Below are 24364 nucleotides of genomic sequence, written 5' to 3'. Positions count from 1 at the left end.
CCCCCCCCCCCCCCCCCCCCCCCCCCCCCCCCCCCCCCCCCCCCCCCCCCCCCCCCCCCCCCCCCCCCCCCCCCCCCCCCCCCCCCCCCCCCCCCCCCCCCCCCCCCCCCCCGGTCAGGGCTGCGGGAACGAGTGGTGCTCGTGCGCGACCAGCCAGCGGCCACCCTCCCGGCGCAGGCCCAGGGTGAGCCGCAGGCGGCGCGCGGGGACCTCCGCCAGCTCCTCCGGGGTGCCGCAGCGCAGCAGGGCGTGCGCGTACGCGACGTCGGACCCGGCGGTGACGTCGAGTTCGACGACCTCGAACGACGCTCCCTGCCGCTGCCACTCGAAGAACGGCGGCCAGGTGTCGCGGTAGGCGGCCCGTCCCCGGACGCCGTCGTCCGGTGGCGGGACGTCGAACATCACGATGTCGTCGGCGTGGTCGGCGAGGACACCGTCGAGGTCGCCGGTGTGCACCGCCCGCGCCCAGCGGGTCACCAGGTCCCGGATGGCCGCGTCGTCGTCGCTCATGCCGGTTCCGACCGTGGCTCCGGCGCGGACTCATCGGCGCGGCCACACCCCGGGTGGGTGCCGTCGGCTCCCGGCGGCCAGGATGGGTTCATGGCCGACACCAGCGACGACGTGCAGGCGGTGCTCGACGCGGAGGACCGCCGCTACCGGGCGATGGTCGAGGGCGACCTCACCGCGCTGGACGCGCTCCTGGCCCCGGGGATGAGCTACGCCCACTCCAGCGGCCGGCGCGACACCAAGGACGAGTACCTCGACAAGCTGCGCTCGGGCTACTACGTCTACCGGAGCGCGGAGCACCCGGTCGAGCGGGTCGAGGTGGCCGGCGACGCGGCGATCGTCATCGGCCGGATGAACTCGGACGTCGAGGTCGACGGCGTGGCCAAGCACATCGACAACCTCGCCCTCGCCGTCTGGACCCGCGCCGACGGCAGCTGGCGGATGCTGGCCTACGCGCCGACGTCGCTGCCCCGCTGACCGCCGCTCAGCCGACCCTGAAGAAGTCGAAGACCACCGCGCTGGGGTGGCGCACACCGGACCCGACGAAGACGTGCGAGGTGAGCGTCGCCAGCCGGGGTACGTCGGTCTCGAAGCGGGGCGTGGACCGGAAGTAGATGCGCGCCGGGTCGACCGGCAGGTCCTGGCGCAGCCGGGCGACGTCCTCGGCCGAACCGGTGCGCAGGCCGAGGTTCTCGACGTACACCCGCTCGCCCTCGTCGCTCTCCAGGACGTAGCGGGCCTCGGCCACCGTCTCGGTCTCGGTGCGGATGACCTGGGAGTCCCCGCCGCCGGGCAGCACCCGGCCGGTCATCAGCGGGCCGGAGACCGTCCCGCCGGTGATCGGGATGACCCGCCGGTGCCCCGCGGGCGTCGTCCCGATCTCGATCGGCCGGTCGACGGTCACCTCCAGGTGCAGCACGTGCTCCAGCGGCGGCGGGACGACGGTCACGGATCTCCTCCGGGGTTCGGGTGCGGCCGCCGCGATCCTGCCCGACGGCCGTTCGGGGGCGCCGGGTCGACCCCTGAGCAGGGCGAGGGGGTCGATCAGCAGCGCGGCGCCGTCCCAGGAGATCCCGCGCAGGTCCCGCACGACGACCGGCACGTCGGTGTCGAGGGCGCGCTCGCTCACGCCGATGACGACAGCCCCGGCTGCGCGACCGGCGGCGATGCCGGTGGGGCTGTCCTCGAGGACGGCGCACTCCCCCGGCGGCAGGCCGAGCTCCCGCGCGGCTGCCCGGTATCCGGCCGGGTCGGGCTTGCCCGCGGCCACGTCCTCGGCGCAGACGAGCAGCGCGGGCAGCGGGAGGCCGGCCGCGGCCATCCGGGCGGCGATCAGCTCCCGACGTCCCGAGGTGACCACCGCCCACGTCGCGGCGGGAAGCGAGCCGAGCAGCTCGGCCGCGCCGGGCACCGCGGTGACCGTGGCGGCGTCCTCGACCTCGTAGCGGTCGATGGCCGCGAGCGCGTCGGCGCGCCCGGCCTCGGCCACGAGCAGCGCGACGGTGTCTGCCGTCCGCCGCCCGTGCACGGTCGCCGCGACCGCCCGCGGGTCCAGGCCGCGCTCCCGTGCCCAGCGCGACCAGGACAGCTCGACGCTGGCGTCGGAGTCGACGAGCACGCCGTCGGCGTCGAAGAGCAGCCCCCGGCACGGGACGCGCAGGGAGTCGGGGACCATGCCCCCCGATCGTGCCATCGGCCGCGCGAACGACGTGCAGCATCCGCAAACTGAGCTCGCTGCCGAGCTGGACCTGCCGTTGCCGAACCCGGCCGCGGGCAGGCGAGATCGTCGCTGACGGTCAAGCTGCTGCGGGTAGGGGTGGGCCGGTGGGGATCTCGGTGCCGTCGGGGCGCCGGGTGCGCCAGCGTCCGTCGGGTCGTCGGTCGATCCGGAAGCCGTGGTGGACCTTGGTGTGGTGCCGCTCGCAGAGGAGAGCACTGTTCTCCAGGCTGGTCTCGCCGCCGTGGATCCACTCCAGCAGGTGGTGGACGTCGCACCACCAGGTCGGCGCGCCGCAGCCGGCGAACACGCAGCCACCGTCGCGCACCTCCACCGCCCGCCGGAGATGCGGAGGGACGAGGCGAAGGGTGCGGCCGTGGTCCAGCGGCGCCCCGTCGGGGCCCAGCACGATCCGGGTGACCTGCGCGTCGCAGGCCAGCCCCCGGGCCCGCGCCGCGGAGAGCACCGCCCCGAACCCGGTCTCGGCGGCGCCCGGGCCGGGCGCGGGGTCGGCCAGGTCGGCGAGGCCGACCTTGACCAGCACCTGCGGCTTGTGCCCGCGCAGGATCGGCAGGCGACCGGCGGCAAGGGCGTTGTCGCACAGCTGCACCAGCGCGTCGGCGAGCACCTGCGGCCGGGTGCGGGTGTCGCCGGCGCACCGGCCGGCCTGCACGATCGATTCCAGCGCGGCCTGCAGCTTCTCCCCGCCCACGGCGTCGAGGTCGAACCGGCCGGTGAGGCTGCCGTCGGCGTGGCGGGCGATCGCCAGCCGGCGCCCCTCGGTGGGATCGGGTTCGGGGCCGTCCGTGTCGAGCCGGGCCAGGTAGTGCTGCACCACCTGCCGCAGCTCCTCATACGGCCGTTGCACCGCCACGTCGGCCAGCACCGCATCGACCTCCGCGAGGTCGACACCCTGCTCGGCGGCGGCGGCCCGCCGCTCCCCGGTCACCACCGGCGCCACCACCGCGACCTGGTCGGCGGTCACGTGGCCGGCGGCGAACGCGGCCGCCACCGCGGGCAGGTGCTCGCACGCCCGGCCGGCGCGGACAACCCGGCCGGCCTCGGCCGGGGCCAGGTGCCCGTGCCCGTGCAGCCACGACGCCATCGACTTCAACCCGTCGAACTCCGCCGCGCCGGTGCCCTCGCACGCGCGCACTGTGCGGGCGACCTCGGCGGCGAGCCGGTTCTGCGCGACGAGCAAGTGACGCAGGCGATCAAGCAGTTGGGGTCCGAACCTCGTCGGCAGGGCATCGGTCGTGAGGCCGTCCAGGACCGCGGTCAGCTCGTCCACGACACCTCCCCGACCGGCTCGATCACCTGTTCGAAGTCTACCGCTGGAGAAGGCCGAGTGCAGCTCGAATCCCCAGGTCAGCGCGCTGTCCACAGATCGAGGGAGGGCTTGACGGCGCACCACCAGACCCAGGCGCGGAGGACCGATGACTTCGGCGGATCGGCCGCGTCACCTCTGACAGCAGGGACCGCGAGGAACCAGAGCAAGAGGAGGAGCTCGTGACCCGATCGACGTCCCTACCGCCCGTCGTGTCCGACCGGGAGTGGCGCGCCGCGCGCGTCGAGCTGCTCCAGCGCGAGAAGGAGCTCACCCGCCAGCGGGACGCGGTGAGCGCCGCACGACGGCACCTGCCGATGCGCGAGGTGACGACGGACTACCGGTTCACCGGTCCGGACGGCGAGGTCGCCCTCGTCGACGTCTTCGAGGGCCGCCGCCAGCTCGTCGTCTACCACTTCATGTTCCAGCCGGAGTGGGACGCCGGCTGTCCCACGTGCTCGTTCGTCGTGGACAACACCGGGGACCTGGCGCACCTGCACGCCCGCGACACGACGCTCGCGCTCGTCTCGCGGGCGCCCTACCCCCTGCTCGCCGCCTACCGCGAGCGGATGGGCTGGACGGTGCCCTGGTACTCGTCGGCGGGGACGTCGTTCAACCACGACTTCCACGTCACCGTGGACGCCGCGGTCGCCCCGGTCGAGTACAACTTCCGCGACGAGCAGGAGCTGATCGCGGCCGAGGGCGAGGCCTGGCGGGACTGGGCGGGTGACCAGCCCGGCGTCAGCACCTTCCTGCGCGACGGCGACCGGGTGTTCCACACGTACTCGGCCTACGCCCGCGCCCTCGACGCGCTGATGAGCACCTACACCTGGCTGGACCTGACGGTCCTCGGCCGGCAGGAGGACTGGGAGGAGCCGCCGGGGCGGGCCGACGGCCCCGCCATGCACTGGTTGCGCCGCCACGACGAGTACGGCGGCGGTTCCCGGCCCGCCTGACGGCGAGAACGGCGGCGGCGCGCGGCCGGCCTGACGACGAGCGGCCGGCCGGACGACGGGCGTCAGACGCCCCGCAGGTGCCCGGTCAGCAGATCGGCGACGGCCCGCATCCCGGCGGCGTTCGGGTGGTACGGCACGACACCGCCGGCCGCCACGTCGCCGAACCGCCACCCGGTGACCCAGGGCTCGGCCGAGCAGACCCAGTGGTCCCGGCTGGCCGCCGACGCCCGCACCAGGTCCGCGCCGGCCGCCCGCGCGGCGGTCGCGGTGGCCGCCTCCAGCTGCTCGGCGATCCCGCGGCAGAAGGCGAGGTCGGCGTCGTCCATGGGCAGCGCAGGGCACGCGTGCGCGGGCAGGACGGTGAGGTAGTCGACCAGCACCACGCGAGCCCGGGGCGCGCGCTCGCCCACGGCCGCCACCGCCGCGGTCAGCTCCACCGCCAGCCCGGCCAGCGCCCGCTCGACGGCGGCCCGGTCCACCGGTGCGCCGAGGAGCGCCCGCGCCGACGCCGGTGCCGGCTCCGGCGCCACGCGGTACGAGCAGCGCAGCATCGTCAGCAGGTACTCGACGTCGTTGCCGCCGACGGTGAGCGTGACCAGGTCGGTCCGCTCGTCGACGGCGTCGATCTGCGGCGGCACGGTCCCCCCGCCGAGGAGCACCTGCGGCGTCCGGACGACGGAGGCCAGGGTGGCGCCCCCGCAGGAGACGTCCACGAGGTCGAGGCCGAGCCGCTCGGCGACCAGACGCGGGTAGTTGGCGCCGGAGCGCCCGCAGCCGGGGTGCAGCACCGGCTCGATGCCCGGCCCGGCCGCGAACGAGCTGCCCAGGGCCACGTAGCGCACGGTCAGCCCACCCGCGAGCGCCGCGCCGCGGCCGCCCGGTCGAGCAACCGGTCGAGCTCTCCGGCGGGGATCGAGGCCCCCATGTCGGCGACGAACCGGCGCATCGGCATGGAGGAGACCATCCGCAGCATGCCGAGCCCCGCCTCGGTGGACGGCGGCCGCAGGTCGGGCAGCCACGAGTCGAATCCCTCGACGAGCGCCGCCCCGACCACCGGGTGGGCCACCCACTCGCCGAGCGCGGAATCCAGGGTGAGCACCGGGACGAGGTCGTCGCCGGCCAGGGTCACCCCCGCCTCGGCCACGACGTCGAGGGCGCTCGTCCCGACCTGCACCGTGTACTCGCCCGGCGCCACGACCCAGCCGCCCTCGCGCACGTCCCAGTAGGCGAACGCCCGGCGGCCCAGCTCCAGCTCGACCGTCCGGCTCTCCCCCGGCTCCAGCGCGACCTTGACGAAGGCGCGCAGCTCCCGGGCCGGACGGCGCACCGGCCCGGCCGTCGTCGCCACGTAGACCTGCACCACGTGCTTGCCGGCGCGGCCGCCGGTGTTGCCCACGGTCACCGACACCGTGGCGGTGTCGTCGCCGGTCGCGGCCACCTGCAGGTCGGTCGTCTCGAAGGTGGTGTAGCTCAGCCCGTGCCCGAACGGGTAGCGCACCGGCCGGCCGAGCGTGGCGAACCCGCGGTAGCCGACCATGACGCCCTCGGCGTAGCGGACGTGCCCCTGCTCGCCGGGGAAGCTCAGGAAGCTCGGGACGTCCTCGAGCCGCAGCGGGATCGTCTCGGCGAGGTGCCCGGACGGGGTGACCACGCCGAACAGCAGGTCGGCCAGCGCGCCGCCGCCGGCCTGTCCGAGCAGGGCGCCGTCCAGGATGGCGTCGACGTCGTCGTGCCAGCCCTCCAGCGAGACGACCCCGCCGTGGGAGAGGACGACGACCGTGCGCGGCGCCGCGGCCGCGACCGCGCGGATGAGCTCCACCTGGTCCGCGGGCAGGTCGAGGTGCTCCCGGTCGAAGCCCTCGGACTCCTCGGCCTCGCCCAGCCCGGCGAAGACGACGGCGACGTCGGCGGCGCAGGCCACCGCGACGGCCTCGTCGCGCAGCGCGGCGTCCCCGGAGCGGTCCGGCCCGAACCCGGCGGCGAAGGCGACCGGGCCGGCCAGTGCGCGGACGGCGTCGAGCGCGGACTCCACCCGGGTGGGGTCGACGTTCGAGCTGCCGCCGCCCTGGAAGCGCGGCGTGCGGGCGAACTCCCCGACGACGGCGATCCGCGCCCCGGCCGACAGCGGCAGGGTCGCGCGCTCGTTGCGCAGCAGGACGGCGCACTCGGCGGCCAGCTCGCGGGCCAGCGCCGCGTGCGCGTCGACGTCGAACCCGCCGGCCGGCTCGCCGACGTACCGGGCCAGGGCCGCCACCCGCGCGGCACTCGCGTCGACGGAGGACTCGTCGAGCTCGCCGGCGCGCACGGCCTCGACCACCCGCCGGTCGCCCGCGCCGCGGTCGCCCGGCATCTGCAGGTCCAGGCCCGCCGCGAGGGCGGCCACCCGGTCGTCGACCGCGCCCCAGTCGGAGACGACGACGCCCTCGAAGCCCCACTCGTCGCGGAGCACCCCGGTGAGCAGCTCCCGGTGCTGTGACGCGTAGACGCCGTTGACCTTGTTGTAGGCGCACATCACCGTGGCCGGCCGGGCCTCGGTGACGACCCGCTCGAAGGCCGGCAGGTAGATCTCGCGGAGGGTGCGCTCGTCGACGTCCACACTGACCTGCATGCGGTCGGTCTCCTGGTTGTTCGCCGCGAAGTGCTTGACCGACGCGCCGACGCCCTCGGCCTCCAGGCCGCGGACGTGCGCGGCGCCGAGCACGCCGGCCAGCAGCGGGTCCTCGGAGTAGTACTCGAAGTTGCGCCCGCACAGCGGCGACCGCTTGATGTTCACCCCCGGCCCGAGGACGACGTGCACGCCGAGCGCCCGCGCCTCCCGGCCGATCGCCCGCCCGACGCGCTCGGCCACCGACGGGTCCCAGCTGGCCGCGACGCCGACCGCCGGCGGGAAGCAGGTGGCCGGCACGTCGGCGTGGATGCCGATCGTGTCGAAGTCGCCCTGCTGGCGGCGGACGCCGTGCGGCCCGTCGGTCAGCACCACCGAGGGGACCCCCTCGACCGGCTTCGTCGTCCAGAAGTCGCGGCCGGAGAGCAGCGCGGCCTTCTGCTCGAGGGGCGACGCGTCCAGGGACGGCTCCGGGGTCACGGCGCCATCCTCCTGTGCTGCCGTCCGGCTCGCCCCGCGGGGAAGCGTGCCGCTCAATGGCGCGGGGCTGGGCACGGGCGACCCGTGTTGCGCATGCTGTCGGACCGTCACCGCCGACTCGACCCGGGAGCACGCATGAGCTTCGAGTACCTGATCGACCCCGCGAAGGGTCCGCAGTGGAAGGGCCTGCTCCCCGGCAAGCCGCAGCCCTACGTGCTGCGCCGCGGCGAGGGCGAGCACTCGATGCTGTTCACCGACCTGTTCACCGTGCTGCTCTCCGGGGAGGAGACCGACGGCCAGTTCGGCGTCATCGTCAGCGAGTCGCCCGCCGGGGACGTCATCCCGACGCACTCGCACAACGAGACCCACGAGACGTTCTACGTGCTCGAGGGCAGGGTCCGGCTGTTCTTCGAGGACGCCGAGGGCACCAAGACCACCAAGCTGCTCACCGCCGGCGACTTCGGCTACGTGCCGGCGGGCTTCGCGCACGCCTACCAGATCGAGGAGGCCGCCCGGATGATGGGCGTGCTCTCCGGCGGGTTCGAGCGGTTCTTCCAGCACATGGGCACCGCGACCGACTGCGCCACGGCGCAGCAGCCGCCGTTCGTCCCGGACCTCCCGCGCATGCAGGCCGCGGCCCAGCAGCACAACATGCAGTTCCTGCCGGACCACCGCTGGGACGACGCCCGCCGGGACCCCTGAGCTCGATCCGACCCGCCCCCGCCGGGGGGGGGGGGGGCGGGGGGCGGGCCCCGGCGGGGGGGGGTGGGCGCGCCCGCCCCCGCCCCACCCCCCACCCCCCAACCGCCCGCCCCCCCCCCCCGCCCCCCCCCCCCCCCCCCCCCCGCCCCCCCCCCCCCCCCCCCCCCCCCGGGCCGCGCCCCCCCGCCCCCCCCCCCGGCTCCGTGAGGAGTCCCGTGCCCACCCCCGCCCTGCCCCTCCCGCCGCCGGCGCACGAGGCGCCCCTCCCGCTCCCGGTGCCCGGCCCCGCCGGCACCCGCGCGCTGCTCGGCGTCCCGTACGCGGCGATCCCGGGGATCCGGCCGCTCGAGCTCGACCTGTACCTGCCGGCCGGGGACGGTCCGGCGCCGGCCGTCGTCTTCCTGCACGGCGGCGGCTGGCGGCTGGGCAGCCGCCGCTCGGCCGGTCCCGCCTTCCCCGGCCCGGCGCTGTTCGAGGAGGTCGCGCGGGCCGGCATCGCGGTCGCGAGCGTCGACTACCGGCTCAGCGGCGAGGCGGTGTGGCCGGCGCAGCTGTCCGACGCGAAGGCCGCCGTCCGCTGGCTGCGGGCCCGCGCCGGCGAACTCGGCATCGACGCCGGCCGGGTCGCCGCGTGGGGCGAGTCCGCGGGCGGCCACCTCGCCGCGCTGCTCGGCCTCACCGCCGACGACGCGGCGCTGGAGGGGGACGTCGGGGTGACCGGACCGTCGTCCGCGGTCACGGCCGTCGCGGCCTGGTACCCGCCCACCGACCTGGCCGGGTTCGCCGGCGACGCGGGCGCCGACCCGGCCGACGCGAGCACCCGCGAGGCGCAGTTGCTCGGCGCGCCCCCGGCCGCGGTGCCCGACCTCGCCGCCCAGGCCAGCCCGGTCACGCACGTCTCCCCCGCCGCGCCGCCGTTCCTGCTGCTGCACGGGACGGCCGACCGCTTCGTCCCGTGCGTGCAGAGCGAGCGGCTGGCCGCGGCGCTGGACGCCGCCGGCGCGGACGTCACCCTGCACACCTACCCGGGCGCCGACCACATGTGGCTCGGCGCCCCCGATGCCGCCCGCGACGCGCTCCGCCGGACGCTGGCGTTCGTCGCGGCCCGGTCAGGAGCCCGGGGAGCCTGACCGATCCGGCCGCGGAGCGCCGGCGGACGGCGCCCCGAGCCCGCGGGACACCGCGCGGGCGGCAGCCCGCACGGCCGGCTCGATGCTCTTGGGGCTGGCCCCGCCGGCCGGGACGACGATCGACAGCGCCGCCGCCACCGCGCCGGAGGAGTTCCGGACCGGCGCGGCCACCGAGACCACCGGAGCGGGCCGGCGCCGGTTGATGACCCCGACGCCGGTCCGGCGGATGTCGGCGAGCGACCGGCGCAGGGCGGCCGGCTGGGGCGGCGGGTCGTCGGAGCGGCCGCCGACCTCGCCCCGCAGGACCCGCTCCTTCAGGTCGAGCGGCGCGTAGGCGAGCAGCAGCCGGCCGACGCCGGTCATGTGCAGGGGGAGCCGGTCGCCGACGCGGTACTGCACCGGGACGGCGTCGCGAGAGGACCGCCGCTCCACCAGCAGTGCGGCGTCCCCGTCGAGGACGGCCAGCAGGACGTGCTGCCGGGTGGCTTCGTAGAGGTCGTCCATGTACGGCATCGCCACCTCGCGGAGGCCCAGCGCCCGCGGCGCCAGCGAGCCCACCTCCCACAACCGCAGACCCACGACGTACCCGCCGTCCGAGGCCCGCTCCAGCGCGCCCCAGGCGGCCAGCCGCTCGGCCAGCCGCCGCGTGGTGCTCAGCGGCGTCCCTGCCCGCCGCGCGAGATCGGACAGCGTCAACCGACGGTGACCGTCGTCGAACGCGGCCAGCAGCGCCAACGCGCGGTCCACCACGGGGTCGCCCTGCGGCGGTCGCTTGCCGCGGACGGTGCGAGCAGCGGTCGAGTCGTCGTCCACCGCCTGATCGTGGCACTCGGTCTGCCGTTCAATGGCAACGCCCTCGGGCGGGGTGACGCCGGTCACCCACCCTGGGTGCGGCGACCGGCCCATCGGTCGCCGGGGACGCGGAGCCTCCGCTCGAGCCCGGTCCCCTCCCCCGACTCCCCGGAGACCCGCGTGGACACACCCGCCCCGCGCACGACCGCCCGGTCGGCACTCCTCGTCCCCCTGCTCTGCTGGCTCGCCCTCGTCGCCGACGGGTACGACCTGTTCTCCTACGGCGCGACGGTCCCCGGCCTGCTGGCCGAGCCGGGCTGGGCGGTGACCCCCGGGGAGGCCGGCGCAGTCGCCAGCCTCGCCCTCGTCGGCGTGCTGGGCGGCTCCCTCGTGGCCGGCACGCTGACCGACCTGCTCGGCCGGCGCCGGCTGTTCGTGGCCTCGATCGCCGTGTTCTCCCTGGCCATGCTCGCCTGCGCGCTGGCCCCGTCGTTCGGCGCCTTCGCGGTGTGCCGGTTCGCTGCGGGCCTGGGCATCGGCGGCCTGCTGCCGACCGCGGTGGCGCTGACCAGCGAGTTCGCCTCCCCCGGTCGGCGCTCGCGGATCATCGGCGCGGTCCTGACCGGGCCGCCGCTGGGCGGGCTGCTGGCCTCGGCGGTCGCCGTGGGGACCGTCGCCGACGGCGGGTTCCGCTGGGTGTACGGGCTGGGCGTGCTGCCGCTCCTGCTCGTGCCCGTCGCGCTGTGGCTGCTGCCCGAGTCCCCGGCCTTCCTGCGTGCCCGGGGCCGGACCGCGGAGGCCGACCGCATCGCCGCGCGCTTCGGGCTGCCGGCGCCGGCTCCGGTCGCGGTGGGGCGCCACTCCCCCGTCGGCGTCCTCTTCGCCGACGGCCGGGGTCCGGTGACGGTGGGGATCTGGCTGGTCAACGTGTGCAGCCTGCTCACCGTCTTCGGCGTCAGCACCTGGCTGCCGCAGATCATGCGCACCGCCGGCTACGGCGTGAGCTCGGCGATCGGCTTCCTGCTGCTCTACAGCGCCGGGGCCGTGGTGGGGACCCTGATCGCCGCCGCGCTGGCGGAGCGGGTCGGGGCCAAGGCCATGGTGCTCACCGGCTTCGGCGCCGCGGCGGCCGCCCTCCTGGTCATCGCGACCACGCCTCCCACCGGTGTCGCGCTGGCGCTCGTGGCGCTCGCGGGCTTCGGTGGTCTGGGCACCCAGAACATGCTCAACGACCACGTGGCCGGCTACTACCCCGCCGCCGCCCGGGCCACCGGGCTGGGCTGGGCGCTCGGCATCGGTCGGATCGGGGCCATCGCCGGCCCGACCTACGGCGCGGCCTTCCTGGGCGCCGGGAGCGCCGTGGTGGCCAGCTGCCTGGCCTTCGCCGGCCCGGCCCTCCTGGGCGCCCTCGTCATGGCCCCGCTGCCCCGCCGCGACCGCACGGTCCCCGCCGGCAGCGCCCCGGCCACCGCTCGGACCACCGCGCAGCTGGAAGGTGCCGCATGACCGCCCGGGTCCCCGGGACCGTCGCGCGCGTCCCCGTCGTCGTGGTCGGCGGAGGCCCGGCCGGACTGGCCGCGGCACTGGAGCTCGACCGGCACGGCCTCGGCAGCCTGGTGGTCGAGCCCCGCGTCACGGTCGACCCGCTGCGCCCCCGGGCGAAGACCACCAACGCCCGCACCATGACCCACCTGCGTGCGGTGGGGCCTGGCCGACCGGCTGAGGACCGCGGCCCCCCTTCCGGTCGACTGGGCCCAGGACGTCGTCTTCTGCTCCTCCCTGCTCGGCCACGAGGTCCGCCGCTTCCGGCACGCCTTCCAGCTCCACCGCGAACCGCAGGCGTGGTCGCCCGAGGTGGGTCAGCAGGTACCCCAGCCGGTGATCGAGGAGGTCCTGCGCGAGGCGGTGGCCGGCTCGGCGCACGCCCGGCTGGAGACCGGCGCCCGCGTCACCGGCGTCCACCAGGACGACGACGGCGTCGACGTCACCGTCGCGTCCGAGGACGGCCGCACCCGCACGGTCCGCGCCGACCTGGTGCTCGGTGCCGACGGTGGCGCGAGCGTGGTGCGCAGCGCGCTCGGCGCCGTCTACGAGGGGTCCTCCGGGGAGAAGCCCAACCTCAGCATCCTGTTCCGCGCGCCGGGCCTGGCCGAGCGGGTGCCCTTCGACGACGCCGTGCACGCCTGGGTGATGGCTCCCGGCGCGGCCGGCATCGTCGGCCGGCTCGACCTCGGGGACACCTGGTGGGCCATCGTCCAGGGCGTCGACGTGCGCACGGCGGACGACGTGGACCCGGTGGCGCTGGTGCACGCCCTGGTCGGGGAGCCGATCGACGTGGAGGTCGTCGCCACCGACCCGTGGGTGGCGCGGATGCTGCTGGCCGACTCCTACGGGACCGGTCGGGTCCTGCTCGTCGGCGACGCCGCGCACCTCAACCCGCCGTGGGGCGGCCACGGCTTCAACACCTGCGTCGGGGACGCCGTCAACGCCGGGTGGAAGGCCGCTGCCGTCCTGCAGGGCTGGGGCGGCCCCGGCCTGCTGCAAAGCTACGAGGCCGAGCGCCGCCCGGTCGCCGCGCGCACCATCGCCGACGCCGGCGCCAACGACCGCGCCCTCGCCCACCACTTCGCCGACGCCCGGCTGGGCGAGGAGGGGCCGGACGCCGACCTGCTCCGCAAGGAGGTGGCCGAGGCGCTGGACGTCAAGGAGAGCGAGTTCCACTCGCTGGGCCTGGTCCTCGGGTACCAGTACGCGGACTCGCCGGTCGTCACCGACGACGGCAGCCCGCGGCCGGTCGACGACCCCATCCACTACACGCCCTCCGCTCGTCCGGGCTGCCTGCTGCCGCACCGGTGGCTCTCCGACGGACGGTCGGTCTACGACCTCCTCGGCTCCGGCTTCACCCTGCTGGTGCTCGGCGACGGCGACGCCACACCGGTGTGCGAGGCTGCGGCCGTCCGGGGGATCCCGCTGTCGGTGGTCCGCCTCGGGGACGGCGACGTGGAGCCCGGCACCGCGTCGCTGCGCGAGACGTGGGAGGCGTCGTTGCTGGTGATCCGGCCCGACCAGCACGTGGCCTGGCGCGGGGAGGACCCGGCCGCCGGCGCGACGGCGCTCGTCCGGGGCCGTGGCTGGACCGTCGCCGGCACTCCGCGGCACCCCTGACCGGACCGAGCAGAGAGGAACGCGCATGAGGACCGTGGGCATCCGGCGGCCGGACGCCGCCGGTGTGGAGGTCGCCGCGCTGTCCGACGACGGCACGCAGGTCACCGTGGTCGCGCCGCTGGAGGAGTTCTGGGCCGACGCGGCCGGGCACCTGGGCCGGACGCCGGCCGGGGCGACGCTGGCCGTGGCCGACGTCGAGCGGGTGCCGCCGGTGCTGCCCGGCGCCCGGGTGGTCTGCATCGGGCTGAACTACCTCAAGCACGTCGCCGAGGGCTCGTTCTCCGGGCAGGAGCTCCCGCCGTACCCGACGCTGTTCGCCCGCTGGACGGCCTCGCTCACCGTGGACGGCGCCGAGGTCCCCGTCCCGTCCGACGAGGACGGCCTGGACTGGGAGGGCGAGGTCGTCGCGTACGTCGGCTCGACCCTGGTCGACGCCACCCCGGAGGAGGCGCTGGCCGCCGTCGTCGGCTACTCGGCCTTCAACGACCTCACCTCGCGGCGGGCGCAGAAGCTGACCAGCCAGTGGATCCTCGGCAAGAACGGCGACAGGTCCGGACCGCTGGGCCCGATGGTGCCCGCGGCCGAGGTCGGCGACCTGCGCGAGGGCCTGCGGGTGCAGACCCGGGTCAACGGCGAGACGGTCCAGGACGGCCGCACCGACGAGATGGTCTACACCGTCGGCGACACCCTCGCGCACGTCTCGCGCACCTTCACCCTGCGGCCCGGTGACCTGCTGGCCACCGGCACCCCCTCCGGTGTCGGCTACGCCCGCGACCCGCAGTGGCTGCTGCAGCCCGGCGACGTCGTCGAGGTCGAGGTCGAGCGGCTCGGCCTGCTGCGCAATCCCGTGGTCGGCAACGAGTCCAGGAGGGCCTGACACCGTGTCCGGCGAGTTCCGGCAGTACCTGTTCCCGCACGACCACCCGCGGCTGGCCGAGGTCCGCGGCCTGGACCCCTACGGCTACCGCGAGCACGCCCGCACCCCGGGCACGTTCACCGGCGGCCTGGTCGAGGGCTGGACGCCGCTGTACCGCGCCGAGTTCCGCGGCGTCACCGAGGACGGCGTCCTCCGCGAGGGGCTGTACCCGCTGGAGCCGGCCCGGCCGGGCGAGGAGGCGCCGGTCGAGGCGATGGTCGCCGCCGCCGAGGACCTGCTGGCCGCCCTCTCCGAGGAGGACCGGGAGCGGATCGCCTTCGCCGTGGACGCCGTCGAGTGGCAGACCTGGGCCAACCCGGAGTTCATGCAGTTCGACACCGGCCTGCGGCTGGAGTTCCAGCCGCCGCAGGTGCGGGAGAAGGCCCTGGCCCTCGTCCGCGCCTCCCTCTCCCCCGAGGGGTTCGCCGCCGTCCACGCGATGATGCTGGTCAACGGCTTCCTCGGCGAGGTCGTCGACCTGCCCACCGTGCTCGGCGAGTGGAGCTACAACATCGCCCTCTACGGCACGCCCGATGCGCGGGCGCCGTGGGGCTGGCAGCTCTACGGCCACCACTGCGCGGTCAACTGCCTGGTGGTCGAGGGCCGGATGGTCGTCTCGCCGGTCTTCCTCGGCGCCGAGCCCGACGAGATCGACGAGGGCCCGCACGCCGGCCTGGCCGACCTGTTCGCCGACCGGATCGACGCCGGGCTGGCCGTCATGGCCGCGCTGGACCCCGACCAGCGACGTGCCGCGGTCGTGTACGAGCAGATGGTCGACCCGGCGATGCCGCCCGGCCGGGTGCACCCCGGCGACGAGCGGCACCTGGCCGGCGCCTTCCAGGACAACCGGGTGATCCCGGTCGAGGGCGTCCGCGTCGCCGACCTGCCCGAGGCGGCCCGGCAGCGCGTGCTCGACGTCGTCGCCACCTTCGTCCGGCTGCTGCCCGCCGGCCCGCGCGCGGCACGGCTGCGCGAGGTCGCCGAGCACCTCGACGAGACCTGGTTCTCCTGGATCGGCGGCTCGCAGCCCGGCGACGTCTTCTACTACCGGGTCCAGTCGCCGGTGGTGATCGCCGAGCTCGACCACCACTGCGGGGTCTTCCTCGACTACGACACCCCGAAGACCTTCCACATCCACACCGTGCTGCGCACCCCGCACGGCAACGACTACGGCCGGGCCTGGGTCCGCCAGTGGCAGGAGCGCACCGGATCCACCGTCCCCGGCTGAGGCTCCCGCCCGGTCGGACCACGGCTCCGCAAGCGCACGGCTGACGCGGCGAAAGCCAGCTGCTTTCGTTTCCCTGCGGAGTCTTGACGCTGGATTTCGCGCCGCACTACGTTTCGCGCGCCGAATGGCCCCGGTCACACGCCGACGCGCGAGGAGGTGCGGTGCCTTCGCTGGACGAGCACGCGCGCTCCCAGGCGATCCTGTCGGCTCTCGGCGCCACCGGCCGGGTGGAGGTCAACGAGCTCGCCGCGCGCCTCGAGGTCTCCCCCGTCACCATCCGCAAGGACCTCGACGCCCTCGAGCAGCGGGCCGCCCTGCGCCGGGTCCGTGGCGGCGCGGTCGCCGCGCCGCTGGTCGACGAGGGGTCCTTCGAGACCCGCCTGCGCGTCCGGCGGGCGGAGAAGGCCGCGATCGCCCGGGCGGCCGCGCCGCTGGTGCAGGACGGCGACGTCATCGCCCTGGACTCCTCGACCAGCTGCCACTTCCTCGCCCGTGAACTGCTGCACCGCCGGTCCCTGGTGGTGATCACCAACAGCATGCCGACCGCGACGCTGTTCTCCGAGCGCTCGGAGGCCACGGTGCTGGTGACCGGCGGCATCGTGCGCCGGTCGGCGCGGTCGGTCGTCGGCCTGATCAGCGACGTCCTGGCCGGGCGCGGGCGCATCGACAAGGGCTTCATCGGGGCCCACGCCGTCTCCGCCGAGCGCGGCGTCCTGGACATGGCGCTGGAGGAGGCGCAGGCCAAGCAGTACTTCGCCGCCCACTGCAGCTCGCTCTACGGACTGGTCGACTCCAGCAAGTTCGGCAGCTTCTCGCTGCACACGGCCACCCCGCTCGAGCAGGTCACCGCCCTCTACACCGACACCGCGGCCGACCCCGCGGTCGTGGCCGCGATCGAGCGGGCCGGCACCCGCGTGCACCGGGTCGCCGTCCCGGAGGAGCTGCGGTGAGCGCCCCCCGGACCGTCGCCGCGGTCGACCTGGGCGCGGAGAGCGGCCGGGTGGAGCGGGCCGACTTCGACGGCGCGCGGCTGACCGTGCGGGAGGTCGCCCGCTTCCCGCACGCGCCCGCGCCGGTCGACGGCATCCTGCGCTGGGACATCGACCTGCTCACCCGGGCGGTCACCGACGGGCTGGCCGCGCTCGGCGCCGAGGGGACGCCGGTCGCCTCGGTCGGCGTGGACGCCTGGGGCGTCGACTACGGGCTGCTGCGCGCCGACGGGAGGCTGGTGGACGCGCCGACGTGCTACCGGGACCCCCGGCAGCCCGCGGCGATGGACGAGGTCCTCGCGACCGTCGGGCGGGAGCGGCTGTACCGGGCCACCGGCGTCCAGGTCAACGAGATCAACACCGTGTTCGCGCTGGTGTCCGACGCGCGGACGACGACCCGGCTGGACCGCGCGGCGTCGCTGCTGATGCTGCCCGACGTCTTCCACTCCCTGCTCTCCGGCGCCCGCGTCACCGAGGCCACCGCCGCGTCGACGAGCGGCCTGTACGACGTCGGCCCCGGCCGCTGGGTGACCGAGCTGGCAGAGGAGCTCGGCATCCCGCCCCGGCTGTTCCCCGAGGTGGTCCCCCCAGGCACCGACCTCGGCCCGGTCGTCGGGCCGCTCGGGGACGGCCCGCTCGCCGGCGCGCGTGTGGTCGCCCCGGCCGGGCACGACACCGCCAGCGCCGTGGTCGCCACGCCGTTCCCCGAGCCCGGCTCGCTGTTCGTCTCCTCGGGCACGTGGTCGCTGGTCGGCGTCGAGGTGCCCCGGCCGGTCGTGACCGACGGCTCGCTGGCCGCCAACCTCACCAACGAGGGCGGCTACGCCGGCACGACCCGGCTGCTGCGCAACGTGATGGGCCTGTGGCTGCTGCAGGAGTGCCGGCGCGCCTGGGCCGCCCAGGGGCGGGCGTTCTCCTACGCCGAGCTGACCGGGCTGGCCGCCCGCGAGCCGGCGCTGCGCAGTGTGGTCAACCCCAACGCGCGGGACTTCCTCGGCCGCGGCGACATGCCCGCCCGCGTGCAGGCGTACTGCCGCCGCACGGGGCAGCCGGTGCCGGAGACCCCCGCCGCGGTGGCCCGCTGCGTCGTCGACTCCCTCGCCGTGTCCTACCGGGTGACCGCCGAGGACATCGCCGCGGTCACCGGCACCGCGCCCCCCGCCGTCTGCGTCACCGGCGGCGGCGCCCGCAACGGGCTGCTCGCCCAGGCCACCGCGGACGCGACCGGCCTGCCCGTGCACACCGGCCCCGTCGAGGCGACGTCCCTGGGCAACGCCGCCGCGCAACTGGTGGCCCTCGGCGAGCTGGGCGGCGTCGACGACGTCCGCGCGGTCGTCGCCCGGTCCGCCGACACCCGAACTTGGTCCCCGCGCCCGGATCCGCGCTGGGAACAGGCCGCAGCCCTGCTGCGGGAGCGAACTCAGGACGACGACCGCGAGCGAGGGCTCATCCCGACCTGACCAGCGACGTTCCTGGGCCCCACCGGCTCGCCGAGCCCGGTGGCACCGCGGGGGGCGACCCCCCACTCCGAGAGGTGACCGATGAGCAGAACACGAACGACGAGGTGGGCCGTCGCGCTCGGGCTGGCCGCCACTCTGACCCTCGCCGCCTGCGGGGAGGGCAGCGGTGGCTCGGCCTCGGGCGGCGGCGGCGGCGGAGGCGGAGGCGGCGGCGAGGAGGGCGGCGGCGGCGGTGTGACCGTGGCCTTCGTCCCGAAGCTGCAGGGCATCCCCTACTTCGAGGCGATGAACACCGGCGGGCAGGCCGCCTGCGAGGAGCTCGGCTGCACCTGGCTGTACCAGGGCCCGGTCGAGGCCGACCCGGCCGCGCAGGCCGACATCGTGCGCTCCTACATCCAGCAGGGCGTGGACGCGCTGATCGTCGCCCCGAACGACCCCGACTCGATGGCCCCGCTGCTGCAGCAGGCCGCCGACGCCGGCATCTCCGTGGCCACCTCCGACACCGACGCGCCGAACTCGGTGCGCGAGGTGTTCGTCAGCCAGGCCTCGACCGAGGGCATCGGGCAGGCGCTCACCGACGCGCTGCTGGAGGCCATGGGCGGCTCCGGGAAGTACGCGATCGTCTCCTGCGGGCAGACGGCCGAGAACCTCAACTCCTGGATCGAGGTCCAGGAGGCCTACACCGCGGAGAAGTACCCGGAGGCCGAGATCGTCGACATCGTCTACGCCGGTGAGGACCAGGCGGCGGCCACCCAGATGGCGACCGACCTCATGAACGCCCACCCGGACCTGACCGGGCTGGTCGGCGAGTGCACCTCGTCGGCGCCGGGCGTGGCCCAGGCCGTCCGGGACGCCGGGAAGATCGGCCAGGTCTACACCGTCGGCCTGGGGACGCCGCAGTCGATGCTGCCCTACCTCGAGGACGGCTCGTCGAGCGCCAGCATCCTCTGGGACGTCGAGAACCTCGGCTACCTAACCGCGTGGGCCGGCGTCCAGCTGGCCAACGGCGAGCAGCTGCAGGCGACGAACGACGTCAGCGCGGACATGCCCGAGGTGGCGTTCGACGAGAGCACCAAGGTGCTGCTGCTCGGTCCGCCGCTGCGCATCACCAAGGACAACGCCGGACAGTACGACTACTGACCGCTCCCCGGGGAGGGCCGGCGGCGCGCCGGCCCTCCCCGGCACCGGCCGCAGCGAGGAGACGATGAGCGAGACCCGAACCAGCGGACCGGCGCAGCCGGCGACCGCCCCGCCGACCGACGCGGGAGCCGAGCGGCTGTCCGTGACGGGGGTGTCCAAGCGGTACGGGGCCGTGCGGGCGATCCGCACCGCGGACATGACCGTGCGGGCGGGCAGCGTGCACGCCCTGGTCGGCGAGAACGGCGCCGGCAAGTCCACCCTGATCAAGATCCTCTCGGGGGCGGCGACCGCCGACAGCGGCCGGATCACCTTCGAGGGCCGGCCGGTGACCATCTCCAGCACCGCGGACGCCATCGCCCTCGGCATCGCGACCGTGTACCAGGAACCGCAGCTGTTCCCCGACCTCACCGTCGCCGAGAACGTCTTCACCGGCCGGGAGATCACCCGCCGAGGCCGGGTGGACTGGGCGGCGCAGAACGCCCGCGTGGTGGAGCTGCTGGAGCTCATCGGCCTGCCCGCGCGCTACGCCACCGTCCCGGTCAGCGAGCTGTCCATCGCCGAGCAGCAGCAGGTGTCCATCGCCAAGGCGCTGGTCGGCAACGCGAAGGTGCTGGTCCTCGACGAGCCCTCGGCGATCCTCACCGATGCCGAGATCGAGGTGCTCTTCGGCGTCGTCCGCCGGCTGGCCTCCACCGGCGTCGCGATCATCTACATCTCCCACCGGCTCGACGAGCTCTTCGTCATCGCCGACGAGGTCACCGTCATGCGCGACGGGCAGACCCTGGGCACCTGGCCCATCGAGGAGCTCTCGGTGCGGCGGGTCGTCGAGCTCATGGTCGGCGGGATCCTCGAGGACACCCCGCCCGAGCACGCCGTCCCCGACGCCCCGCCGCGGCTGGTCCTCGAGGGGCTGTCCTGCGAGGGCGAGTACGCCGACGTCGACGTCGCCGTCCGCCCCGGCGAGATCGTCACCCTCTACGGGCTGATCGGGTCGGGAGCCGCGGAGATCGCCGAGACCGTCTACGGCATGCGGCGGGCGACCTCCGGCCGGATCCTGCTCGACGGCACGCCGATCGCCCCGCACTCCCCCCGCGCGGCCAAGAAGCTCGGGATCGTCCTGCTACCGGCCAACCGGAAGCTGCAGGGCCTGTTCAGCTTCCAGTCGATCGCCTTCAACATCTCCGCCGGGCACCTGCCGATGCTGTCCAAGCTCGGCACCTGGATGGACCGGCGCCGCGAGCGGCAGGTCGCCCGGGAGTTCATCGCGCGGCTGTCGGTCAAGACGCCGCACGAGCGCCAGCCCGTCTCGGCGATGTCCGGCGGCAACGCCCAGAAGGTCGTCCTGGCCCGACAGCTGGTGGAGCGGCCGAAGGTGCTGGTGCTCGCCGAGCCCACCCAGGGCGTCGACGTCGGCGCCAAGGAGGAGATCCACCGGATCGTCCGCTCGCTGGCCGACGAGGGCACCGCCGTCCTGATCGTCACCTCGGACCTGCCCGAGGCCATCCGCATCTCCGACCGGCTGCAGGTCGTCCGGGCCGGGACCACGACGGTCGAGTTCGGCCCCGGGGCGAGCCAGGCCGACGTGCTGGCCGCCGCCGCCGGTGCGGTCGACCAGGAGGAGGCGGCATGAGCTCGTCCACCCTCACGCCCCCCGGCGGCGCCCCGGCCGGCCAGCAGGCCCACACCGCGAAGGAGCGCGGCCGGGTCCTGCCGTTCCCGATCACCGGTCAGGAGATCGTGCTGATCGTCGTCATCGTCGCCCTGTGGGTCGCGCTGGCGCTGGCCACACCGGCCTTCCTGACCGAGGGCTCGATCGTGCCGCTGCTGGTGGCGATGGCGCCGGTCGCGCTGATCGGCATCGGGATGACGGTCATCATCATCACCGGCGGCATCGACGTCTCGGTGGCCGGCATCGTCATGGTCTGCGCGGTCGTCGTGGCCAAGGCGATGGTCGACTCGGGGGCCTCCCTCCCGGTCGCCGTCGCACTGTCGGTCGTGCTCGGCGGCGTGCTCGGGCTGGTCAACGGCGTGCTCATCGCCTACGGGCGGGTGCACGCGATCATCATCACCTTCGGCACCGCGAACCTGTTCAAGTTCCTCGGCCTGCAGCTGTTCGGCGGCACCACGGTCGACAACATCCCCGGCACGCTGGCGTTCTTCGGCCGGGGCGAGGCCGGTCGCACCCTCGGCGTCCCGCACAGCTTCCTGGTCATGCTGCTCATCGCGGCGGCGGCCTGGTACTACCTGCGGCACACCCCCGGCGGGCGGCACCTGTACGCCATCGGCGGGGACGCCGACGCCGCCCGGCTGGCCGGGGTGAAGGTGCAGCGGCGGGTGATGTCGGCCTACGTCCTCACCGGGCTGCTCACCGGGCTGGCCGCCTGCTTCGTCATCGCCCGCGGCACCTCCACGCTGGCGCCGAACGTGGGCGCGGGCATGGAGCTGGCCGCGATCGCCGCGGTGGTCATCGGCGGCACCTCGATCATGGGCGGCCGCGGCTCGGTGCTCGGCACCGTGCTCGGGGCGCTGCTCGTGCAGACGGTCACCTCCGGGGTGACCCAGCTGGGCTGGCGCTCGCAGCTGTCGGCCCTGTTCATCGGCATCTTCATCCTGATCGCCGTCGGGGCCGACCTGCTCCGGCAGCGGGCGAGGAGGACGACGTGAGCACCACGGTCTCCCCCGAGGCCCCGGCCCCGGCCCCGCGCCCGGACGACGAGAACGGCGCGCGGCAGTCCCGCGTCCGGCAGCTGCCCGAGCTCCTGCTCCGGGCGCTGCTCACCCAGCGCATCGTGCTGCTGCTGGTGCTGCTCGTCGCCGTCGTCGTCACGTTCCTGACGCTGTCGGCGCGCAACTACCTGACCGCGCCGTACGACGCGTCCTACCTGTCGGCGACGCTGATCAGCGCCGTCCCGCTGGTCATGCTGGGGCTGGCCGAGCTGCTGGTGATCACCTCCGGCCGCGGCGGCATCGACCTGTCGGTCGGCGCCATCGTGTCGCTGACCAGCATGGTGTTCGGCTTCGCCTACGGGGAGTGGGGCTGGCCGCTGTGGGCCTCGATCGTGCTGGCCGCCGCGTTCGGCGGGCTGTGCGGGGCGCTCAACGGGTTCCTGGTCGCCTACATCGGCTACCCGGCGCTGATCACCACGCTGGCGACCTACTACGCGTTCTCCTCGATCGCCATCGTCATCAACGACCAGCAGCCGATCAGCACCCAGCCGATCCAGGAGTTCTTCTCCGCCGCCCGTTCCGTGCCCGTCGGCGGCGGCGAGGAGCCGCTGCAGGTGCCGCTGGGCATCCTCACCTTCCTGCTGCCCACCGCGGTGGTGGTCTGGCTGCTGCTCAACCGCACCACGTACGGACGGCGGCTCTACGCCATCGGCACCAACGACGTGGCCGCGGAGTGGACCGGCATCGACGTGCGGCGCACCCGCTTCACCGCCTACCTCACCGCCGGGGTGATCTCCGGGCTGGTCGCGGTCGTGACCGTGGCGCAGTTCGCCTCGGCGCGGCCGGACGCCGGCGTCGCGGGCAACGGCATGGCGCTGCCGGCCATCACCATCGCCGTCCTCGGCGGGGTGGCCATCACCGGCGGCATCGGCCGGGTGGCCGGCGTCGTCCTCGCGACGCTGCTGATCGTCTGGCTCAACGCCGGCATCCTGCTGGCCGTCCCGGGCAACGCCGGCTCGCAGTGGCAGCTGGCCGCACTGGGGATCGTGCTGGTCTTCGCGGCGCTGCTCAACGGCTACGCCAGCCGCCGGTACGGGAGAACCGGGTGACCGCCGTCTGGGACCCGGGGCTGGTGAGCGAGGAGCTCGTGGCGCTCACCCGGTCCCTGGGCGAGCGGTCCCGCGACCTCGTCGTCCTCGCCGAGGGCAACACCTCCCAGCTGCTGCCGGACGGGCGGGTGGTGGTCAAGGCCTCCGGGTCGAACATGCGCACCGCCACCGCGGAGGACTTCGTCGTGGTCGACGTCGACCCGCTCCTGGAGCTGATGGCCGCCCCGGCCGCGACCCAGGCCGACCTCACCGCCGCGCTCGACGCCGGGGAGCACGGCGGCCGCCGCCGGCGGGCCTCGATCGAGACCCTGGTGCACGTGGCCGCGCAGGCGTACGCGCCGACGGCGTTCGTCGGGCACACCCACCCCACCGCCGTCGTCGGGCTGCTGGCCAGCGTGCACGGGCCCACCGCGTGGGACCGGCACGTCTACTCCGACGAGGCCGTGGTGGTCGGCCGGCCGCTGTACGTGCCGTACGCGACGCCGGGGATCGACCTCGGCCGCGTCTACCTCGCGGCGCTGCGGCGGTACGTGGACGAGCACGGCGAGCTGCCCACCCTGGTGCTGCTCGGCAACCACGGCATCGTCGTCAACGCGCCGGGCCCGGCCGGGGTCGAGGGCGCCTCGGAGATGGCGGTCAAGGGCGCGCTGGTGCGGGTGGCCGCGTACTCGGTGGGCGGCGTCGTGCCGCTGGAACCGGCCAAGGTGGAGGAGTTCTTCGCCCGGGAGGACGTGATCGAGCGCCGCGCCCGCCTCGGCGGCTCGCGGGCGTGACCCTGCCCCGGGAGCTGCGCGCGGTGTTCCTCGACGTCGGCGGTCCGGTCTACGACGACGGCAACTTCCTCGCCGCGGTGGTCCGGGCGCTCGACGAGCTGCGCGCCGCGCAGGGCCGCGGCCCGGTGGACCGGGCGGAGGTGCGGCGGGTGTACGACGCGGCGCGGGCCCGGCAGGGCGGCTCGCTGCGCACCGCGCTCGCCACCGAGCTGCTCGGGGACGCCGGGCTGCGCGGCGCGCTGCACGAGCGGACCCGCCGGCACTGGGTGCACCCGCCGGGCACCCTCTACCCCGACGTGCTGCCGCTGCTGCGGGCGCTGCACGGGCGGGTGGCCGTCGGGGTGCTGGCCAACCAGGAGGCGACCGTGGTCGACGCGCTCAGCCGCGACGGCGTCGCGCCGTTCCTCGACGTCTGGGGCGTGTCGGCGATCGTCGGGTTCGAGAAGCCCAGCCCCGAGCTGTTCGGCTGGTGCCTGGAGCGGGCCGGCTGCCTGCCTGCGCAGGCCGTGCACGTGGGCAACCGGCTGGACAACGACGTCCGGCCCGCGGCCGCGCTGGGCCTGGGCACCGTGTGGGTGCTGCGCGGCGAGGCCCCGGACGAGCCGACGCCCGAGCAGCTGGCCGAGCCCGACCTCGCGGTCGCCGACCTCACCGGGCTGGCCGACGTGCTGCTGCCGCTGACCGCCCCGCGGGACGGGTGA

22 protein-coding genes and 1 pseudogene are annotated in these 24364 nt (G+C 75.4%); 17 read left to right on the top strand and 6 right to left on the bottom strand.

The genetic code is table 11. The annotated features are described in order from the left end of the window. Positions 1-114: 114 nt before the first annotated feature. Positions 115-510, bottom strand: a complete 396-nt coding sequence (locus tag ACI782_RS20640) for a YybH family protein (protein WP_456911963.1) — start codon at positions 508-510, stop codon at positions 115-117. A gap of 90 nt (positions 511-600) precedes the next feature. Here ACI782_RS20640 and ACI782_RS20635 point away from each other — a divergent pair, with 90 nt between their 5' ends. Beyond that, a complete protein-coding gene (locus tag ACI782_RS20635) occupies positions 601-984 on the top strand; it encodes a nuclear transport factor 2 family protein (protein ID WP_456911962.1) in 384 nt (127 codons plus the stop codon). A gap of 7 nt (positions 985-991) precedes the next feature. On the opposite strand, the gene ACI782_RS20630 is transcribed toward ACI782_RS20635, so the two are convergent. Continuing rightward, complete coding sequence (locus tag ACI782_RS20630) at positions 992-2182, bottom strand: DUF3237 family protein (RefSeq protein ID WP_456911961.1); 1191 nt, start codon at positions 2180-2182, stop codon at positions 992-994. A 121-nt stretch (positions 2183-2303) separates the two neighbouring features. Further along, a complete protein-coding gene (locus ACI782_RS20625; protein WP_456911960.1) occupies positions 2304-3515 on the bottom strand; it encodes a DUF222 domain-containing protein in 1212 nt (403 codons plus the stop codon). 218 nt (positions 3516-3733) lie between these two features. On the opposite strand from ACI782_RS20625, the gene ACI782_RS20620 reads away from it, so the two are divergent. After that, positions 3734-4507 (top strand): DUF899 domain-containing protein, encoded by a 774-nt coding sequence (locus tag ACI782_RS20620; protein ID WP_456911959.1) that lies wholly within the window; start codon positions 3734-3736, stop codon positions 4505-4507. A 62-nt stretch (positions 4508-4569) separates the two neighbouring features. On the opposite strand, the gene ACI782_RS20615 is transcribed toward ACI782_RS20620, so the two are convergent. Together ACI782_RS20615 and ACI782_RS20610 are read right to left on the bottom strand one after the other, a co-directional pair. Further along, positions 4570-5349 carry an SGNH/GDSL hydrolase family protein gene (locus ACI782_RS20615; protein WP_456911958.1) on the bottom strand — a complete coding sequence of 260 codons (780 nt, stop codon included), beginning with the start codon at positions 5347-5349 and terminating at the stop codon, positions 4570-4572. Positions 5350-5351: 2 nt separating this feature from the next. Beyond that, on the bottom strand, positions 5352-7592 hold the full coding sequence (locus ACI782_RS20610) for a glycoside hydrolase family 3 C-terminal domain-containing protein (protein ID WP_456911957.1): 2241 nt from the start codon (positions 7590-7592) through the stop codon (positions 5352-5354). A 135-nt stretch (positions 7593-7727) separates the two neighbouring features. Between ACI782_RS20610 and ACI782_RS20605 the strand changes: the two genes are divergently transcribed. Next, positions 7728-8294, top strand: a complete 567-nt coding sequence (locus tag ACI782_RS20605) for a quercetin 2,3-dioxygenase (protein ID WP_456911956.1) — start codon at positions 7728-7730, stop codon at positions 8292-8294. 215 nt (positions 8295-8509) lie between these two features. Then, entirely contained in the window at positions 8510-9424 is a 915-nt protein-coding gene (locus ACI782_RS20600) for an alpha/beta hydrolase fold domain-containing protein (RefSeq protein WP_456911955.1), read from the top strand. Here the strand turns inward: ACI782_RS20600 and ACI782_RS20595 are convergent. Continuing rightward, a complete protein-coding gene (locus ACI782_RS20595) occupies positions 9404-10237 on the bottom strand; it encodes an IclR family transcriptional regulator (RefSeq protein WP_456911954.1) in 834 nt (277 codons plus the stop codon). The genes ACI782_RS20600 and ACI782_RS20595 overlap by 21 nt on opposite strands. A gap of 159 nt (positions 10238-10396) precedes the next feature. Between ACI782_RS20595 and ACI782_RS20590 the strand changes: the two genes are divergently transcribed. The 13 genes and pseudogenes from ACI782_RS20590 (at position 10397) to ACI782_RS20530 (ending at position 24364) form a co-directional block, all read left to right on the top strand. Then, positions 10397-11722: an MFS transporter gene (locus ACI782_RS20590; protein WP_456911953.1), complete on the top strand. Its 1326-nt coding sequence runs from the start codon at positions 10397-10399 to the stop codon at positions 11720-11722. Further along, a pseudogene (locus ACI782_RS20585) lies at positions 11719-11889 on the top strand (FAD-dependent monooxygenase); the annotation flags it as partial. The gene ACI782_RS20590 and the pseudogene ACI782_RS20585, both read left to right, overlap by 4 nt. Positions 11890-11911: 22 nt before the next feature. Continuing rightward, a complete protein-coding gene (locus ACI782_RS20580; RefSeq protein ID WP_456911952.1) occupies positions 11912-13381 on the top strand; it encodes an FAD-dependent monooxygenase in 1470 nt (489 codons plus the stop codon). Positions 13382-13406: 25 nt separating this feature from the next. Further along, on the top strand, positions 13407-14258 hold the full coding sequence (locus ACI782_RS20575) for a fumarylacetoacetate hydrolase family protein (RefSeq protein WP_456911951.1): 852 nt from the start codon (positions 13407-13409) through the stop codon (positions 14256-14258). A 4-nt stretch (positions 14259-14262) separates the two neighbouring features. Further along, entirely contained in the window at positions 14263-15525 is a 1263-nt protein-coding gene (locus ACI782_RS20570) for a DUF3500 domain-containing protein (protein ID WP_456911950.1), read from the top strand. A 161-nt stretch (positions 15526-15686) separates the two neighbouring features. Beyond that, the gene (locus ACI782_RS20565) at positions 15687-16475 is read left to right on the top strand and encodes a DeoR/GlpR family DNA-binding transcription regulator (protein WP_456911949.1); all 789 of its coding nucleotides are present in this window, start codon (positions 15687-15689) and stop codon (positions 16473-16475) included. Then, positions 16472-17974 (top strand): rhamnulokinase, encoded by a 1503-nt coding sequence (locus ACI782_RS20560; protein ID WP_456911948.1) that lies wholly within the window; start codon positions 16472-16474, stop codon positions 17972-17974. Before ACI782_RS20565 ends, ACI782_RS20560 begins: the two co-directional genes overlap by 4 nt. 81 nt (positions 17975-18055) lie before the next feature. Beyond that, entirely contained in the window at positions 18056-19114 is a 1059-nt protein-coding gene (locus ACI782_RS20555) for an autoinducer 2 ABC transporter substrate-binding protein (protein ID WP_456911947.1), read from the top strand. Between the two features lie 64 nt (positions 19115-19178). Beyond that, positions 19179-20744, top strand: a complete 1566-nt coding sequence (locus tag ACI782_RS20550; protein WP_456911946.1) for a sugar ABC transporter ATP-binding protein — start codon at positions 19179-19181, stop codon at positions 20742-20744. Further along, positions 20741-21778: an ABC transporter permease gene (locus tag ACI782_RS20545; RefSeq protein ID WP_456911945.1), complete on the top strand. Its 1038-nt coding sequence runs from the start codon at positions 20741-20743 to the stop codon at positions 21776-21778. The genes ACI782_RS20550 and ACI782_RS20545 overlap by 4 nt, the downstream gene beginning before the upstream one ends. Next, positions 21775-22890, top strand: a complete 1116-nt coding sequence (locus tag ACI782_RS20540; protein ID WP_456911944.1) for an ABC transporter permease — start codon at positions 21775-21777, stop codon at positions 22888-22890. Before ACI782_RS20545 ends, ACI782_RS20540 begins: the two co-directional genes overlap by 4 nt. Then, entirely contained in the window at positions 22887-23663 is a 777-nt protein-coding gene (locus tag ACI782_RS20535; RefSeq protein WP_456911943.1) for a class II aldolase/adducin family protein, read from the top strand. The genes ACI782_RS20540 and ACI782_RS20535 overlap by 4 nt, the downstream gene beginning before the upstream one ends. Beyond that, entirely contained in the window at positions 23660-24364 is a 705-nt protein-coding gene (locus tag ACI782_RS20530; protein ID WP_456911942.1) for an HAD family hydrolase, read from the top strand. The genes ACI782_RS20535 and ACI782_RS20530 overlap by 4 nt, the downstream gene beginning before the upstream one ends.

Source organism: Geodermatophilus sp. SYSU D00703 (assembly GCF_054050155.1).
Note: the sequence above shows the minus strand (reverse complement) of the source record. Positions and strands in the feature narration are given on the sequence as shown.